18 protein-coding genes are annotated in these 12,933 nt (G+C 59.7%); 14 read left to right on the top strand and 4 right to left on the bottom strand.

Annotation, left to right across the window (positions count from 1 at the left end; genetic code table 11):
• The first annotated feature begins 7 nt into the window (after positions 1 to 7).
• The 11 genes from QZ613_RS10060 to QZ613_RS10010 all read left to right on the top strand — a co-directional run bounded on the left by QZ613_RS10060 (position 8) and on the right by QZ613_RS10010 (position 6,266).
• Positions 8 to 763, top strand: a complete 756-nt coding sequence (locus QZ613_RS10060; protein WP_291901541.1) for a nucleotide-binding protein — start codon at positions 8 to 10, stop codon at positions 761 to 763.
• Positions 764 to 905: 142 nt separating this feature from the next.
• Positions 906 to 1,376: a hypothetical protein gene (locus QZ613_RS10055; RefSeq protein WP_043569283.1), complete on the top strand. Its 471-nt coding sequence runs from the start codon at positions 906 to 908 to the stop codon at positions 1,374 to 1,376.
• Complete coding sequence (locus QZ613_RS10050; RefSeq protein WP_291982233.1) at positions 1,360 to 2,232, top strand: HNH endonuclease signature motif containing protein; 873 nt, start codon at positions 1,360 to 1,362, stop codon at positions 2,230 to 2,232. Before QZ613_RS10055 ends, QZ613_RS10050 begins: the two co-directional genes overlap by 17 nt.
• Positions 2,219 to 2,800, top strand: a complete 582-nt coding sequence (locus QZ613_RS10045) for a thermonuclease family protein (RefSeq protein ID WP_291982231.1) — start codon at positions 2,219 to 2,221, stop codon at positions 2,798 to 2,800. The genes QZ613_RS10050 and QZ613_RS10045 overlap by 14 nt, the downstream gene beginning before the upstream one ends.
• Positions 2,800 to 3,093 carry a DUF6794 domain-containing protein gene (locus tag QZ613_RS10040; protein WP_291982229.1) on the top strand — a complete coding sequence of 98 codons (294 nt, stop codon included), beginning with the start codon at positions 2,800 to 2,802 and terminating at the stop codon, positions 3,091 to 3,093. The genes QZ613_RS10045 and QZ613_RS10040 overlap by 1 nt, the downstream gene beginning before the upstream one ends.
• Positions 3,094 to 3,220: 127 nt before the next feature.
• On the top strand, positions 3,221 to 3,769 hold the full coding sequence (locus QZ613_RS10035) for a hypothetical protein (RefSeq protein ID WP_291901533.1): 549 nt from the start codon (positions 3,221 to 3,223) through the stop codon (positions 3,767 to 3,769).
• 456 nt (positions 3,770 to 4,225) lie between these two features.
• Positions 4,226 to 4,579 carry a DUF6864 domain-containing function gene (locus QZ613_RS10030; RefSeq protein WP_043569295.1) on the top strand — a complete coding sequence of 118 codons (354 nt, stop codon included), beginning with the start codon at positions 4,226 to 4,228 and terminating at the stop codon, positions 4,577 to 4,579.
• Positions 4,569 to 4,949: a hypothetical protein gene (locus tag QZ613_RS10025; protein WP_043569297.1), complete on the top strand. Its 381-nt coding sequence runs from the start codon at positions 4,569 to 4,571 to the stop codon at positions 4,947 to 4,949. The genes QZ613_RS10030 and QZ613_RS10025 overlap by 11 nt, the downstream gene beginning before the upstream one ends.
• A gap of 30 nt (positions 4,950 to 4,979) precedes the next feature.
• Positions 4,980 to 5,183 (top strand): DUF2158 domain-containing protein, encoded by a 204-nt coding sequence (locus QZ613_RS10020; protein ID WP_291901529.1) that lies wholly within the window; start codon positions 4,980 to 4,982, stop codon positions 5,181 to 5,183.
• Positions 5,183 to 5,449, top strand: a complete 267-nt coding sequence (locus QZ613_RS10015) for a hypothetical protein (protein ID WP_291901526.1) — start codon at positions 5,183 to 5,185, stop codon at positions 5,447 to 5,449. The genes QZ613_RS10020 and QZ613_RS10015 overlap by 1 nt, the downstream gene beginning before the upstream one ends.
• 304 nt (positions 5,450 to 5,753) lie before the next feature.
• Positions 5,754 to 6,266, top strand: coding sequence for a hypothetical protein (locus QZ613_RS10010; protein WP_291901524.1), 513 nt, complete (start codon positions 5,754 to 5,756; stop codon positions 6,264 to 6,266).
• 228 nt (positions 6,267 to 6,494) lie between these two features.
• Here the strand turns inward: QZ613_RS10010 and QZ613_RS10005 are convergent, their stop codons facing one another.
• Positions 6,495 to 7,064, bottom strand: a complete 570-nt coding sequence (locus tag QZ613_RS10005; protein ID WP_291901522.1) for an antA/AntB antirepressor family protein — start codon at positions 7,062 to 7,064, stop codon at positions 6,495 to 6,497.
• A 628-nt stretch (positions 7,065 to 7,692) separates the two neighbouring features.
• Between QZ613_RS10005 and QZ613_RS10000 the strand changes: the two genes are divergently transcribed.
• Positions 7,693 to 8,271 carry an NnrU family protein gene (locus tag QZ613_RS10000; protein WP_291982227.1) on the top strand — a complete coding sequence of 193 codons (579 nt, stop codon included), beginning with the start codon at positions 7,693 to 7,695 and terminating at the stop codon, positions 8,269 to 8,271.
• Between the two features lie 12 nt (positions 8,272 to 8,283).
• Here the strand turns inward: QZ613_RS10000 and QZ613_RS09995 are convergent, their stop codons facing one another.
• The 3 genes from QZ613_RS09995 to QZ613_RS09985 all read right to left on the bottom strand — a co-directional run bounded on the left by QZ613_RS09995 (position 8,284) and on the right by QZ613_RS09985 (position 9,781).
• Positions 8,284 to 8,967, bottom strand: a complete 684-nt coding sequence (locus QZ613_RS09995; protein ID WP_291982271.1) for an RES family NAD+ phosphorylase — start codon at positions 8,965 to 8,967, stop codon at positions 8,284 to 8,286.
• A complete protein-coding gene (locus QZ613_RS09990) occupies positions 8,958 to 9,371 on the bottom strand; it encodes an MbcA/ParS/Xre antitoxin family protein (protein WP_291982225.1) in 414 nt (137 codons plus the stop codon). Before QZ613_RS09990 ends, QZ613_RS09995 begins: the two co-directional genes overlap by 10 nt.
• Positions 9,372 to 9,460: 89 nt before the next feature.
• Entirely contained in the window at positions 9,461 to 9,781 is a 321-nt protein-coding gene (locus QZ613_RS09985) for a hypothetical protein (protein WP_291901513.1), read from the bottom strand.
• 634 nt (positions 9,782 to 10,415) lie between these two features.
• Between QZ613_RS09985 and QZ613_RS09980 the strand changes: the two genes are divergently transcribed.
• Together QZ613_RS09980 and QZ613_RS09975 are read left to right on the top strand one after the other, a co-directional pair.
• The gene (locus tag QZ613_RS09980; RefSeq protein WP_291982223.1) at positions 10,416 to 11,396 is read left to right on the top strand and encodes a class I SAM-dependent methyltransferase; all 981 of its coding nucleotides are present in this window, start codon (positions 10,416 to 10,418) and stop codon (positions 11,394 to 11,396) included.
• Positions 11,397 to 11,474: 78 nt separating this feature from the next.
• The gene (locus QZ613_RS09975) at positions 11,475 to 12,932 is read left to right on the top strand and encodes a DUF3375 domain-containing protein (RefSeq protein WP_291982221.1); all 1,458 of its coding nucleotides are present in this window, start codon (positions 11,475 to 11,477) and stop codon (positions 12,930 to 12,932) included.
• Position 12,933 lies beyond the last annotated feature (1 nt).

The following is a 12,933-nucleotide window of genomic DNA, read 5'->3' as shown; positions in this document are numbered from 1 at the left end:
GAGTCAAATGGAAAACAACAACGTTCTAAAGCGACTGGCGGACTTCGTAGAGCATGGATGGAATTTGGAAGAGCACGAATCGTATGACGTCTGGCTTAGGCGAATTGATGGGCTGCTAAGGTCTCTCGGGAAGAATGACGTGGCCGATGAGTTGTCAGCGTTAGGGCGTACCAGCAGCGGCGTAAGCTGGAAGATCTATCGTGACCGTCAGGTCAGCCACCTTGAGGGGCACGTGCTGTTAGCCGAAGAGGCTTTGTCCGCAGAAAGCAAGACCGGCCAACTGAGCACGAACAACGTTCCGCGACAAGTTTCCAAGACCAAGGTTTTCGTCGTTCACGGCCATGATGACTATGCCAAGCAATCCGCTGCCAGGTTCCTGGAGAAGCTGCACCTTGAGGCTGTCCTCCTCCACGAGAAGGCAAATCAAGGCCAGACCGTTATCGAGAAGTTTGAATCGTACTCAGACGTTGGGTTCGCGGTAGTCTTGCTCACACCTGATGACGTTGGGGCAAGTTCCCGTACGCCCGAGAAGCTGAGTGGGCGCGCCCGGCAGAACGTGATACTTGAGTTGGGATACTTCACAGGCAAGCTTGGGCGTAGCAGAGTTTGTGGTCTGTTCCGTCCAGGAGTCGAGGTCCCGTCTGACTTCCATGGCGTACTCTTCATTGAGATGGATGAGCAGGGCGGTTGGAAGCCGAAGCTCGCACAGGAATTAGTTAGCGCCGGTATGCAAATCAATGTTCAAGGCTTGCTACAGGGGTGATCTGCCCTCTCGATAAGCCCATTCCAGGTGATTGAATATGCGAATTATTTCATGCAGTCTCGGTGATGGGCACGAATTGAAAACCGAACTTCTTGGCGGGCGTGTTAGGGCCGGCCATCCTCACGGATAGCTCCACAAAAAAATGACTCCTTCCTTTCCCATTGCCACCGACAACATCTACAAGTTCACGTGCCTGTTTGGCCTTGCGCTGATCATTGTCTCGATCTTCTCGTTTGTATCCATGTACACAGCAACACTCGAGCGGAAAGTGGAGTACTCGCAAGCAATCATTTCGCTTGAGGAAAAAGCACAGCGGAGCAAAGCTGAGGATGAGTTGCTCGAAATGACCAGGCAGCTCCGGGACGTAACAACAAAGAATGGGAATTTTGGAAACACAGTGGTCAGTGCAGCACTAGGAGCCGGGATTGCTCTCAGCTTGATCGGCGCATTGTATTGGTATAAGAAAATTCAACTCCGCGACGACAAGCTGGCTCAGCTGCAAATTGAGAAGCTTGAGGCGGAGATAGCAAAGCTGCGTGCAGAAACGCCTCCAGGTAACGCCAGCGATGCCAGCTCGACCGTCAACGAAGAAGTCAATGGAAATGCCGGATAGCCTTTCCACGGAGGGAGCGGCTTCCGAGCACCCATTCATCGTTGGCCAGGTCTACCGCCGGCGGAGCGACATCCACGAGCGTTTCGGCGGGCAAGGTCGGGGTGGCATTTCCACGCCCAAGGCTGCCCCGTTCATCTTCCTGTTCACCGCTGAATCAGGTAGCGCCTATGGCTATGAGGACTCGTTTCGGCCGGACGGCACCTTCTGGTACACGGGTGAGGGCCAGGTTGACGACATGCAGATGGTTCGCGGCAACGCCGCGATTGCAGGCCATCGCGACGCCGGGAAGCAATTGTTGCTCTTCGAGTACACGCCGAAGGACCGCGTGCGCTACGTCGGCGAGTTCGAGTACTTGGGCCATCATGTGGAACAGCGTGCGGACAGAAATGACGAGCTTCGGAATGCGCTGATCTTTCAGCTGGGTTTGGTGCCGCCGGTGGTGGTCGGCGAAGGCGACGCGCCGACGAAAGCCGGTCAAGCCGCTGCGTCTCTCCGAAAGAAAAAGCTGTCTCTCGCCGATCTTCGCCGCCTCGCCCTGGAACGTGTGCCGGCTGGAGCTACTGTCAAGGAGAGGCTCACGAATGTGGCTTCCCGGGCAGTCGCGATTCGACGCTACGCTCTTGAACGTGCCCAGGGCACCTGCGAGGCATGCAAAGCCGATGCCCCCTTCAAGGCGAAAGCAGGGCCCTTCCTCGAAGTCCATCACGTCGTAAGGCTCTCAGACGGTGGTCCCGATCATCCCGCTCATGTGATCGCGCTCTGTCCAAACTGCCATCGTCGAGCACACTACTCGGTCGATGCTGGGTCTTTCAATGAGGGATTGATCGACTGGCTTGCGAAGCGTGAAGCAAGCTGACCTCGTGCGCTACTCGATCAGAGACTTGCAGGACTTCCGCGCGACGAGACGCCTCGCGACTCTTCTGAGCTGCCTGCTGCTTCTTTTCATCCTCCCCACCCAAGCCGCCACCCTCACCGGCACCGTCGTCTCCATCGCCGACGGCGACACCATCACCGTCCTCGACGCCGACCGCGAGCAGCACAAGATTCGGATCGCCGGCGTCGACTGCCCAGAGAAAGCCCAGCCCTTCGGCCAGCGCTCGAAGCAATCCATGTCGGCCCTCGTGTTCGGGAAAGAGGTCGACGTCCAGTGGAACAAGCGCGACCGCTACCGCCGCATCATCGGCAAGGTCATGGTCGCGGCGCCGAGTTGCCGCGCAACACTGTGTCCGAAGACGCTCGACGCGGGCCTCACACAGCTGACGCTTGGCCTCGCCTGGTGGTACCGGAAATACGCGAAGGACCAATCGTCAGAGGACGCCGGGCGGTATGAATTCGCGGAACAGGAGGCGAGGGAGAAGCGCGTCGGACTGTGGGCCGATCGTCACCCGGTGCCGCCGTGGGACTGGCGAAAGGGAGAGCGCTGATGCCTGAGAAGCAGGTCCCGGAGACGATCGACGAAGCGGTTGGCGTGGTAATAGCCGCGCTATCGGACGAGGAGAGGGCTAGAATTACTGACATGGCGCAGTCGGAGCTGATCGGACTACACCTCGGTCGCGGGACGTGGATTCGGAACAATATCGGGCTGTGGAAGGGGAACGACACGCTGATGCGTGCCATCGGTGAAGGCGATCCGTCGATCCATCCGGACGACGCTTCGATGGTGATCATCGAGGAGGTGTGGCAGCGGTTGCGGGAGATGGTGCCGAAGGTGCATTGAAGGGTGCGGTTGACCTTTCAGCAAGCGGGGGGCACCATCGTGCTTGGGATTTCTTGTCGATAGACAATATGGTATACACCATTGGGCGATCAACCAAGACGATAATACAATGATAGATGTAAACTGCTTGAAGAACTACGCGGAGCTTGTTCAAAGCGTGTTGACAAGTTTCGCAATCGTGGCGGGCGGTGTATGGACGTGGCACCATTATATTTCAAAAAGACAGCACGTCTGGAATGTCGACCTAGTAAATACGGCGTCAATTTGCACAATCAGCCCAGATCGTGTATTGGTTTGTTTGCAAGTCGAGATTAAGAATGTTGGAGCGGTACCATTTATTCCTGGTGATGACGGCTTACAGCTCTCCATCAGGCGTGTTGATATTCCAGAATTTGGCCTGATTGAATGGGACAGAGGCACCGATATAATAGGTCCAATCGACATTCTAGAGAAATACAAGGTTGCCGATGTGCCAAACTACAATAATGGATACACGCTGGATGTAGGTGCGCACTACAAAGAACGCGTCGAAGTTGCACTCGCCCCGGGGTGTTTCTACATGCTTAAGACAAGGCTGCACGCGCAGAATAAAGGCGAATTCCTCACAGACTATTATCTGCTCGACGCGCGACCACGCTTGGATACGGGAGATTTAGTACCCAAGTTTGACAGATAACTTCTTAATGGCGATGGCACAACGGCTGGTAGAGTAGCGGTACATATTAAGACAGCTGTCGCCTGAGTTCATTCTGCTAGCGGTGACCGCGCGGCCATGGAGCCATTCCGGTCCGTGGTTAGGGCCACGACAACCGTGTGCAACCGCTTCCTGGGTGGAGGGGCATCCAGCATACTAGGTGGTTCGCTCGCGCTGCTTGGCAGAATACGGGTTACCGAAAGGGGGCCTCGGCGCCGAGAGCCGCACATAGGAGTCAAAAGCCACCACTAGACCTACACACCGACGCCCCAGCGCTTGGGGCCAGAACCCGACGGCGAAGAACTTCACCCAACGCCATCGAAGCGATCCGGGTGTATGCTATCGCCCTAGCTGCCGAGGTGCCGACCAGCTCTTATGGCGGGGGGGGCGTTATGGCGGTAGACTAACGCTATTCGTTGGATCACTTGGGAGCGGCCATTGAAGATAACCGTCGGTAAGCGCGAGCAAATTGCGAGCGCCACATTGCTAGTGCCTGCAGGCGAAGACGCATGGATCGAATTCACGGCTGGTACTTGGGACGTGCGGTTGCATGTTCTCTTTGTGGATAACCCGGAGATAAAGAACCCTGGCTTTGTTCTCACCGCGAAGGATGATCACGCTGTTCTGACGTTTAACAATTGGAACAGCGCACTTCCATCGGCCATTGCGCAACCCTTTGAGCTGGGACAAACTAACGGCCGAACGGTGTCTTTTATGTTGACCGGATACGCTGTGGAGCGCTTTAAGCGCCTTGATTTTTCCTTTTTCTGGGAAGCGAGCCATGGCAACTAACGGTCACTTCTTCAACCAAGTTAATGCACCCATCAAGGTGGTTCATAGCAATCTTGACCAAGAAATCATTCAGATTACCGAAGACAAGCTACGCCTCGTGCTCAATCAGCATATTGCGGCGGCGGAGCAGCGTAAAGCTTGGATTGCGCCCCTCGGTATCTTGGTCGCCATAGTTATAGTGTTTTCGACGTCGACCTTCAAGGATGTATTCTTCAAAGCGCCAACTTGGGAGGCAATCTTCTTCATAGCCGGTCTTCTTTCATTGGGTTGGCTGATTCGGACTCTGTGGCAGGCTCATAACTCTCCGACGGTTGATAGCCTTGTGGAAAAAATCAAAAACCGCTCCATCGACGAACAGTCTAATAAATAGCATTAATAATCAATCGCAAAGGATAATGTAATGAGGAAGCAGTCTTGTTTTCAAGTCGGTGACATCGTTCAACTTAAGTCGGGCGGTCCAGAAATGACCGTTCAAAAAATTAACGACATTGGTGACGACGTTAGCACCGTCCGTTTTCGGTGCCAGTGGTTCGCTGGAAAAAAACTGGAATCAGGAAGTTTCCCAGAAGAATCACTCAAACCAGTGACGCAAGAACAAAAGTAATGGAGGCCAAGACCGTTGCGCGCTGGATGCTTTCCGAAATAGAAAATAGCGGTTGCATTTACCAAGACGATGTCGTTGACTTCTTGGTCAAAGAAAACGCTGAGACTTTACTCCGAGAAAATAGCGAGGGAAACTTGGTTGTTGGTCGAAAGGTACTTGACGCCTTCCAGAAGCTAACCCAAACTACCGTTGTGTGGGTAAAAGTAGGCTTCTATTGGCGCTTTCGAGTAACAGAGGATGAGCCAGGAAGGGAAGCAAGAGGCTAGTCATAGTCGGCGCCTGCGCACCTGCCTATCATTAAACACGGACTGGCGCGATAAGACGACCGCGCCAGCCGGTTAATACAGACGTGTGCGCCGGGCATGGCGCGCCACTTCGTAGGTGAAAGTCCTATGACTAGGTTTTTGCAGAGGCGAAGGCAAGGAGAATGGCAAGGGTGTTTTCTCGAGGCGGGTTCTGAAGACGTTCCAATAGAAGCTCTTGGGACGACGAAAGATCCACTGATAATCGCCGCTTTCGGCACTGCAGATAGAGGCTGTTCAGAAGGCATTCTGTTATAGGACTGCTGCAATGACCCATGATCCGCGCGACGTTATCTGGCACAAGGTGTTTGAGACTTACTACCAGGCGTACTTTTTCGAAGAGCTGGCTGATCGACTAGTCGACCGATGGATGCTCACCGACGAAGTAACCAAGGTTGTCGTAGCGCTTACTGCAACTGGCTCGGCAATGTCGGGTTGGACCTTGTGGCAAGACCCCAACTTCAAGTTCCTGTGGGCTGCGTTCGCCGGAATTGCATCAGTAATTTCCATAATCCACGCAGCTCTTGCTGTTCCCGGCAAGGTCAAGGACTGGGAAGACTTAAAGCGTTCCTTCGTCACAATACGAATAAAGATCGAGACGTTTCGGCATAGAATGGAGATCGATCCTTTGTTTGATATCGATACATTCACCCGTGAGTATGGGCTTTTGCGAAAAGAGTTCGGAGAGTTGATACAACGGCAGAAGAATGACATCCTGAAAACGCATAGGCTCCGGGTCAAGACGCAACGCGACTTAAACAGCAAGTTGAATTTCTCCTGAAACCTCAGAGGATCCTGAAAATGGGAAAAAAAGACCTTCCCCTCCCCATCCCAACGCCACCGCCCAGGCCAAAGATCTGTGGTGGTATTTGCGAATTGTGCATTTGATTGGACCGAGAACTCCGTAGGCGACGCCGTCTAGACCACCTCAGTAATCGATTGTTCGCCGAGGTGGCGCGTCAAGCTTTTCTGACGCCCGCCCATGCCGTAGCTGTGGCGGGCGCGATGGTCAAGCCGATACCTGGTTCGCTCCACCAGCGAGCTTCCTTGACATCCGATCGGCGCAAGCGTGGACTATCTCGGCCAGCAGCCTTCCCTCGATCATGAATCCCGGATCCCGGATCAGCGCCGGCAGCTCGTCCCACTTGACGATGGACTCGTCCATGCCGATGGGCGTGGCATGTTCGCGGCCGAGGTGATCGAAGGAGATCAGCCAGCGGCGCAGGTTCATCGACGGGGTAGCGGGGATGGCAAGCGCGGCGGCCTGTCTCTTTTCGAGGGCGATGAAGTAGCGACGGATGCGGCGGCCGGTGTCGTTGTTCTCGACCATCGCCAGCTCTTTGGCCATGTCGATGGTCAGGTGGTAGTCGGCAGCAGGTCGGCCTCCGCGACTTTTCCCCCGAATCGGGGAAAAGTCCTCGCCTTCCGCAAATCCATACTCAGCGATGCGCTGCTTGATCCAGGTGGCGAAGTCGCGGCCGACGCCGAGGGCGGCGTGCAGGTCGCGGGCGTTACAGAGTGGAGTGGCTTGTCCTGCGAGAGCGCCGACGAATACCGGCACCAAATCGGTGGTGGTCATGGCAATGATCCTCTGAGAGCGGTTTGTTTTTCCGCTTTCCCGTCGCCAAACGGGTGGGCGGAACCGTGCGGGGTTGGCGAACCGGTCAGAGGGCCGGCAGACCCGAAGGTCTCCCCACACGGCCCGCCCATAGGCGATGCCATGCGACGGACGTAAAAAAACCGCATCTAGGCGGCCGTCCGCCTCTGAATCCGGGTCGCCAAACCCGCATCGCTGATGTGCAGCGACACGAGAAGAATACGCCCGGATCGCGCGGCGTGTAAAGCCATCGTCGCGAAGATTTCCAGCCCGCCCTCGGCGTCAGTGACCGCAATCCCAAAGGGCATATATGCCATTTGTGCGTTGGGAATCCACGTGTAACATATTGACTCTTATAGGCCGAAAAGGCGGTTTTTGGCCTTTGTAAACGACCCGAAAAAAAGCCGTAAACTATTGATATTTAGAGAAAAATAGGCGCCGTTTCTTCCATGCATGGTGTGCACCGTGCATTGAAATCCGGGCCCGGCCCGTTTTCGCGCGCTGAGCCGCGGGCCGTTCGCGGCCCGGGAGCAGGGGCCACGGCGTGGCGCTTGCACCGACGACCCTGGGCCTGTTACCTTCACCACCACTCCTTGTCCTATCTCAAACCATGACCACTCTGATCCTCGGCCTCGTGATTTTCATCGGCGTCCATTCGCTGCGTATTTTTGCCGACGGCTGGCGCAGCCAGGTGCGTACGCGCATCGGCGCGAACGCCTGGAAGGGCGCCTACTCGCTGCTCTCCCTGCTTGGCTTCGGGCTGCTGGTCTGGGGTTACGGACAGGCGCGGCTCGATCCCGTGCTGCTGTGGACGCCGATGCTCTGGACGCGCCACCTCGCGGCGCTCCTGATGCTGCCGTCGTTCATCCTGCTGGCCGCCGCCTACGTGCCGCGGAACGGCATCAAGGCGCGCGTCCACCATCCGATGGTGCTCGCCGTGAAGGTCTGGGCGCTGGCGCACCTGCTGGCCAATCACACGCTGGCCGACCTGGTCCTTTTCGGCAGCCTGCTGCTCTGGGCGGTGCTCGATTTCCGCTCGTCAAGGCAGCGCGACCGCGCGGCGAACAGCGTCTATCCGGCGGGGACCCTGAGCGGCACGGTTGCGACGGTGGCGGTGGGCGCGGTGGCCTGGGCGGTGTTCGCGTTCTGGGCGCACGGCTGGCTGTTTGGCGTGCGGCCGTTCGGTTGACGACGCGCGCCGCTAAAACTCGAAGACGGCGTCGATTTCGTGGCCGTTCCACGAATACTGCAGATACGCGGCGTGGGCGCAGTTGTTCAGCAGTCTTGGCGTGAATGCCGCCAGGCACTGTCCTTTCGCTCGCCGCACCGACGGATAAACCGCCCCGGTCGCGCCGACGCCGCGCAGGCGCCGGGCGAGCGCCTGCGAATGGCTGTAGTCGCTGCGGTCGAACACGGCCGCCGCGTCGATGCCCGGCTTGCGCAGGTCGATCACCTGGCCGGCCGCCTTGACCGTGTACAGGCGCATCTGCAGCTGCATCGCCGGTTCGGCGGTCGCCGCCAGGAAGCGCGCCGAGTGATGGACGGTTTCTGCGATCGCCGTATCGGCATCGCGAGCGCAGTAGAAGACGCCATAGCTGCCGTCGCTGAAGCGGCTCCCGAGCGGATTGAGGTGCGTGAAAGCGGCCATGATCGGGCCGCTGCCCGGACCGAAGCGCCGCTCCGTCCGCGGCACCAGCTCGATCTGGCCAAGTTCGTCACGCACACGGTCGTTGGTCAATGCTTCGAGTGCGTAGAGAGCGTCGAAGTCGTCGGCCGAGGCGATCCGGTCGAAAACGCTGATCGCCGGATAGCGCGTTGGAATCACCCTGTACGCGGGGTTCCAGTTCAGGCGAACGGTCGCATAGGCAGACCCGGTCAAGCCCAGGTCCCGCGCATGGCGTCGAGATACTGGCGCACCGCGAAGAGGTCGCCCACGTTGCCGCCGAGCATCCGTTCGAGCGCGCTGCGGCCGCCGAAGAGCGGTGCCTGATTCGGCTTGCGCACCCAGGCGTCGGCCGCCGACTGTTCGGGCAGCAAAATCTGCAGCGCCTTGTAGATGCCGAGCAGGTAGGAAAGCCGCTCCAGCGTATCCCTGCCAAGGCGCGCTTCGGCCGGCGCCGCTTTCCACTTGAAGAAGGTCGACCGGCCCGGCGCACCGAGCAGCACCAATTGCTGGTCGACGTCCAGCTGCCAGTCGCGGGCGATGTTGAAAAAAGCCCGCAAGCCCGCCGTGGACATTTTCCTGGTTCCCGGATTGGCGGGTGACAGGACTCGCGCGGCGTTGCCCATGGCCATCTCCACATGAAGAGTTCATGGGGATGGTAGTCCACATGTGGACTTTGCGCAAGCGCGCCATGTTCGGCTCGCTTGCCGAAAGCTCAGAAGCTGTGGGAGACGGAGAGCCCGATCGCCGGTGCGCTGTGGTACTCGTCGCTGTAGACGTCGTGGCCAGCGGAGTTGCTGACCGTAAGCTTGCCGTTGACGAATCCCGCAGCATAGAAGTCGGCGCGCGTGGCTTTATCGAAGCTGTAGGAGAGCCGCGCGAAGAGCGGAATGAAGCGGTTTTCGCCAACCCCGCCGGGCACCGGTCCGTCGTCCTTGAGGCGGAAGCGATACGAGCGGTATGAGCCGCCGCCAGCCACTTCCCAGCGCTCGGAAAGCGCGTAGGCGAGTTCCAGGCCGGCGCCGCCCGCCGGCATCGAACCGGTGATTCCCTTCGATCTGATGCGCTATGACGGTAAGTGGTACGAGCTGCCGCGCCAGGATGGCGAGTCTGTTGCTGCATTCTTGATGCGACTCTTGGCGACTGCTGAAAGCAGGGCGGAAACGCTCTCGTGGCTAACATCCGCAGGGTCCATGCCGGGGCGCCCTGCGCCTCCTCGCAATGACGAGCGGGCTGACGGGTTGCCGCCTTCCCGACGAGGCTTTCAGCCAGCCCGACAGCCGCGCGCGACCCCTGTGGTGGCTGGGAGGCATACGTTCCATACTGCGTGCAACACGACACGAGCCGCGTCGTGCCCGCGCTTCCCGCCGGACGGCGACGTCTGCGTGGAGTTGGCGGATCCCGGTCATCGCGTCGACGACAATGGCGACGAAAAGCTTGCGCCGCGCGACGATCGCCAGCGCCGCGCGGCCAGGAAAGGATGGCCGACGGCCGCCGTCGTCGGCTCGCCTACGACAGCTCGCCCACGACAGGCACGATCCGGGTTAAGCTAACCCTTTCAAAATCAGGGTCTGGGACGTTCTTCCGCCCGCTGTCTGCTCACCATCGGCGGTTTTGCCGGCAGGGGTGAGCACGGTTTGCGGGGACGTCGCTGGCACGAGGGAGCAACCATGCAGTGTCGGATTTGCGGCGAGACCGATCGCCTGACCCCTTACCGCGTACGCGAGATGCTCATCGGCTTGCGCGAGTCCTTCGACTACTTTCTCTGCGCGCAATGCGGCTGTCTGCAGATCGCGGAAATCCCGCCGGACATGTCCCGCTACTACCCTGCCGACTACTATTCGATGGAGTCGCACCAGCAGGTGCCCGCCCAGCACACCGGCGTCCGCCGCCTGGTCGATCAACTGCTGTTCCTCGACGCCGGTCTCCTGAATACCGTTGTTTCCGCGCTGGTCAGGCGCCTGCGCCCCGACGCCTATCCGGTGCAGCTCATGCCCTTGACGCGCGACGCGGGGCTGCGTTCGTTCGACGATCCGGTGCTCGACGTCGGCTGCGGCAGCGGCGACTTCCTGTTCAGCCTGCGCGCCATGGGTTTCACCTGCCTGTATGGCGCGGATCCCTTCGTTGCCGAAAAGATCGTCCGCGATGGCGTGACCATCTTCAACACCGACGTCGGCGACGTCGACAAACCGGGGTTCTTCCGGCTGATCACCTTCCAGCACTCGCTCGAGCATGTCGCCGATCAGCGCGGAACGCTGGCTGCCGCGGCCAAGCTGCTGCGCGCCGACGGCATGATGATGGTTTCGCTGCCGGTCGTCGAGTCGTATGCCTGGGAGCACTACGGCACCGACTGGGTTGACCTCGATGCCCCGCGACACTTCTATCTGCACTCGCTGCGCAGTCTGAAAATGGTTGCCGCCGACGCCGGCCTGGTGTGCCGCAGCATCGTCCCGGACCCTTCGATTCTCGAACTGCTGGGAAGCGAGCAGTACCGCCGCGACATTCCGCTGCGTTCGCCCGATTCGTTCATGATCAAGGGACGCGAGCAGTGCTTCACCGCCGAGGAACTGGCCCGGTTCGAGGCGCTGCGTGAAACGCTGAAGCCTCTGGGACGTGCGGGGCGGATAATGATGTACCTGTCGCCGGCCTAGTCTTCTCCGGCACCCGTACTTTCTTCCAGCGGCAATGCTCACCAAGCCGCCTCGGCTTCTCATCCCACCTTTTCCCTCTTGACCCTCGACTACGCCACCCTCGACCTGCTGCGCCAGAACCACCCGGCGTGGCGGCTTCTGCGTTCGGACCACGCGCCGCTGGTGGCGAGCTTTCTACAGCGCGTGTTCATCGCGCCGAACGTGCGTGTGATGGTACAGGCGGACCTCGCCGAAGCGCTCGAAGACGAGCTCTTCGCGCTGCGTGATCGCTTCGGCGCCGAGCTGTTCCCGAAAGCGGCGCTCGACTACCTCAACGACTGGGCAGCGAACGACAAGGGCTGGCTGCGCAAGTTCTACGCGCAGGGTTCGGACGAGCCGCACTTCGACCTCACGCCGGCGACCGAGAAGGCCATCGCCTGGCTCGCTACGCTCGCCGCGCGCAGCTTCGTCGGTACCGAGTCGCGCCTGCTGACGCTCTTCGAGCTCCTCAAGCAGATGAGCGAAGGCAGCGAGACCGACCCGCAGACGCGTATCGCCGAACTGCAGCGCCGCCGCGACGACATCGACGCCGAAATCGAGCGCGTGCTGTCGGGTGACATGCCGCTGCTCGACGACAGCGCGCTGCGCGACCGCTTCCAGCAGTTCGTCGCCATGGCCCGCGAGCTGCTGACCGATTTTCGCGAGGTCGAACACAATTTCCGCGGCCTCGACCGCCGCGTACGCGAGCGCATTGCCCTCTGGGAAGGCGCCAAGGGCGCCCTGCTCGAAGAAATCATGGGCGAGCGCGACGCCATTTCCGACTCCGACCAGGGGCGCAGCTTCCGCGCCTTCTGGGATTTCCTGATGTCGAGCAGCCGCCAGGACGAGCTTTCCGCTCTGCTCGAGCGCGTGCTGACGCTGCCGGCAGTCGCCGAACTGCGCCCCGACGCGCGCACGCGGCGGGTACACTACGACTGGCTCGAAGCCGGCGAGCACACGCAGCGCACGGTCGCCCAGCTCTCGCAGCAGTTGCGCCGCTTTCTCGACGACCAGGCCTGGCTGGAGAATCGCCGCATCATGGACATCCTGCACGGCATCGAAGCCAAGGCGCTCGCCGTTCGCGAGACACCGCCGCCGGGCAACGAGGTGATGAGCATCGCCGACACCGCCGCGGCCATCGAACTGCCCATGGAGCGGCCGCTGTACACGCCGCCGATCAAGCCGTCGATCGCCGATCTGGCGCTCGAATCGGGCGACGAAGACGTCGACGCCGCGGTGCTGTTCTCGCAGGTGGTCGTCGATCGCGCGCAGCTCGCCCGGCACATCCGCCAGGCGCTGCAGGAGCGCACGCAGGTCACCCTGCGCGAATTGTGCGAAACGCGTCCGCTCGAACACGGCCTCGCCGAGCTGGTCGCCTACCTGCAGCTCGCCGGCGACAGCTTCAAGAGCGTGATCGACGAAGACGTCAACGAGCTGATCGTCTGGCGCGGCGCCGGGCCGGATGGCAAGGAATACGTCAAGCAGGCGCGGCTGTCGCGCGTCATATTTGTGAGGTGAG

It is taken from the genome of Candidatus Accumulibacter sp. ACC005 (assembly GCF_907163215.1).
In the GTDB taxonomy this organism is placed as follows: Bacteria; Pseudomonadota; Gammaproteobacteria; order Burkholderiales; family Rhodocyclaceae; genus Accumulibacter; species Accumulibacter regalis.
This window is presented reverse-complemented; position numbering and strand designations above follow the sequence as displayed.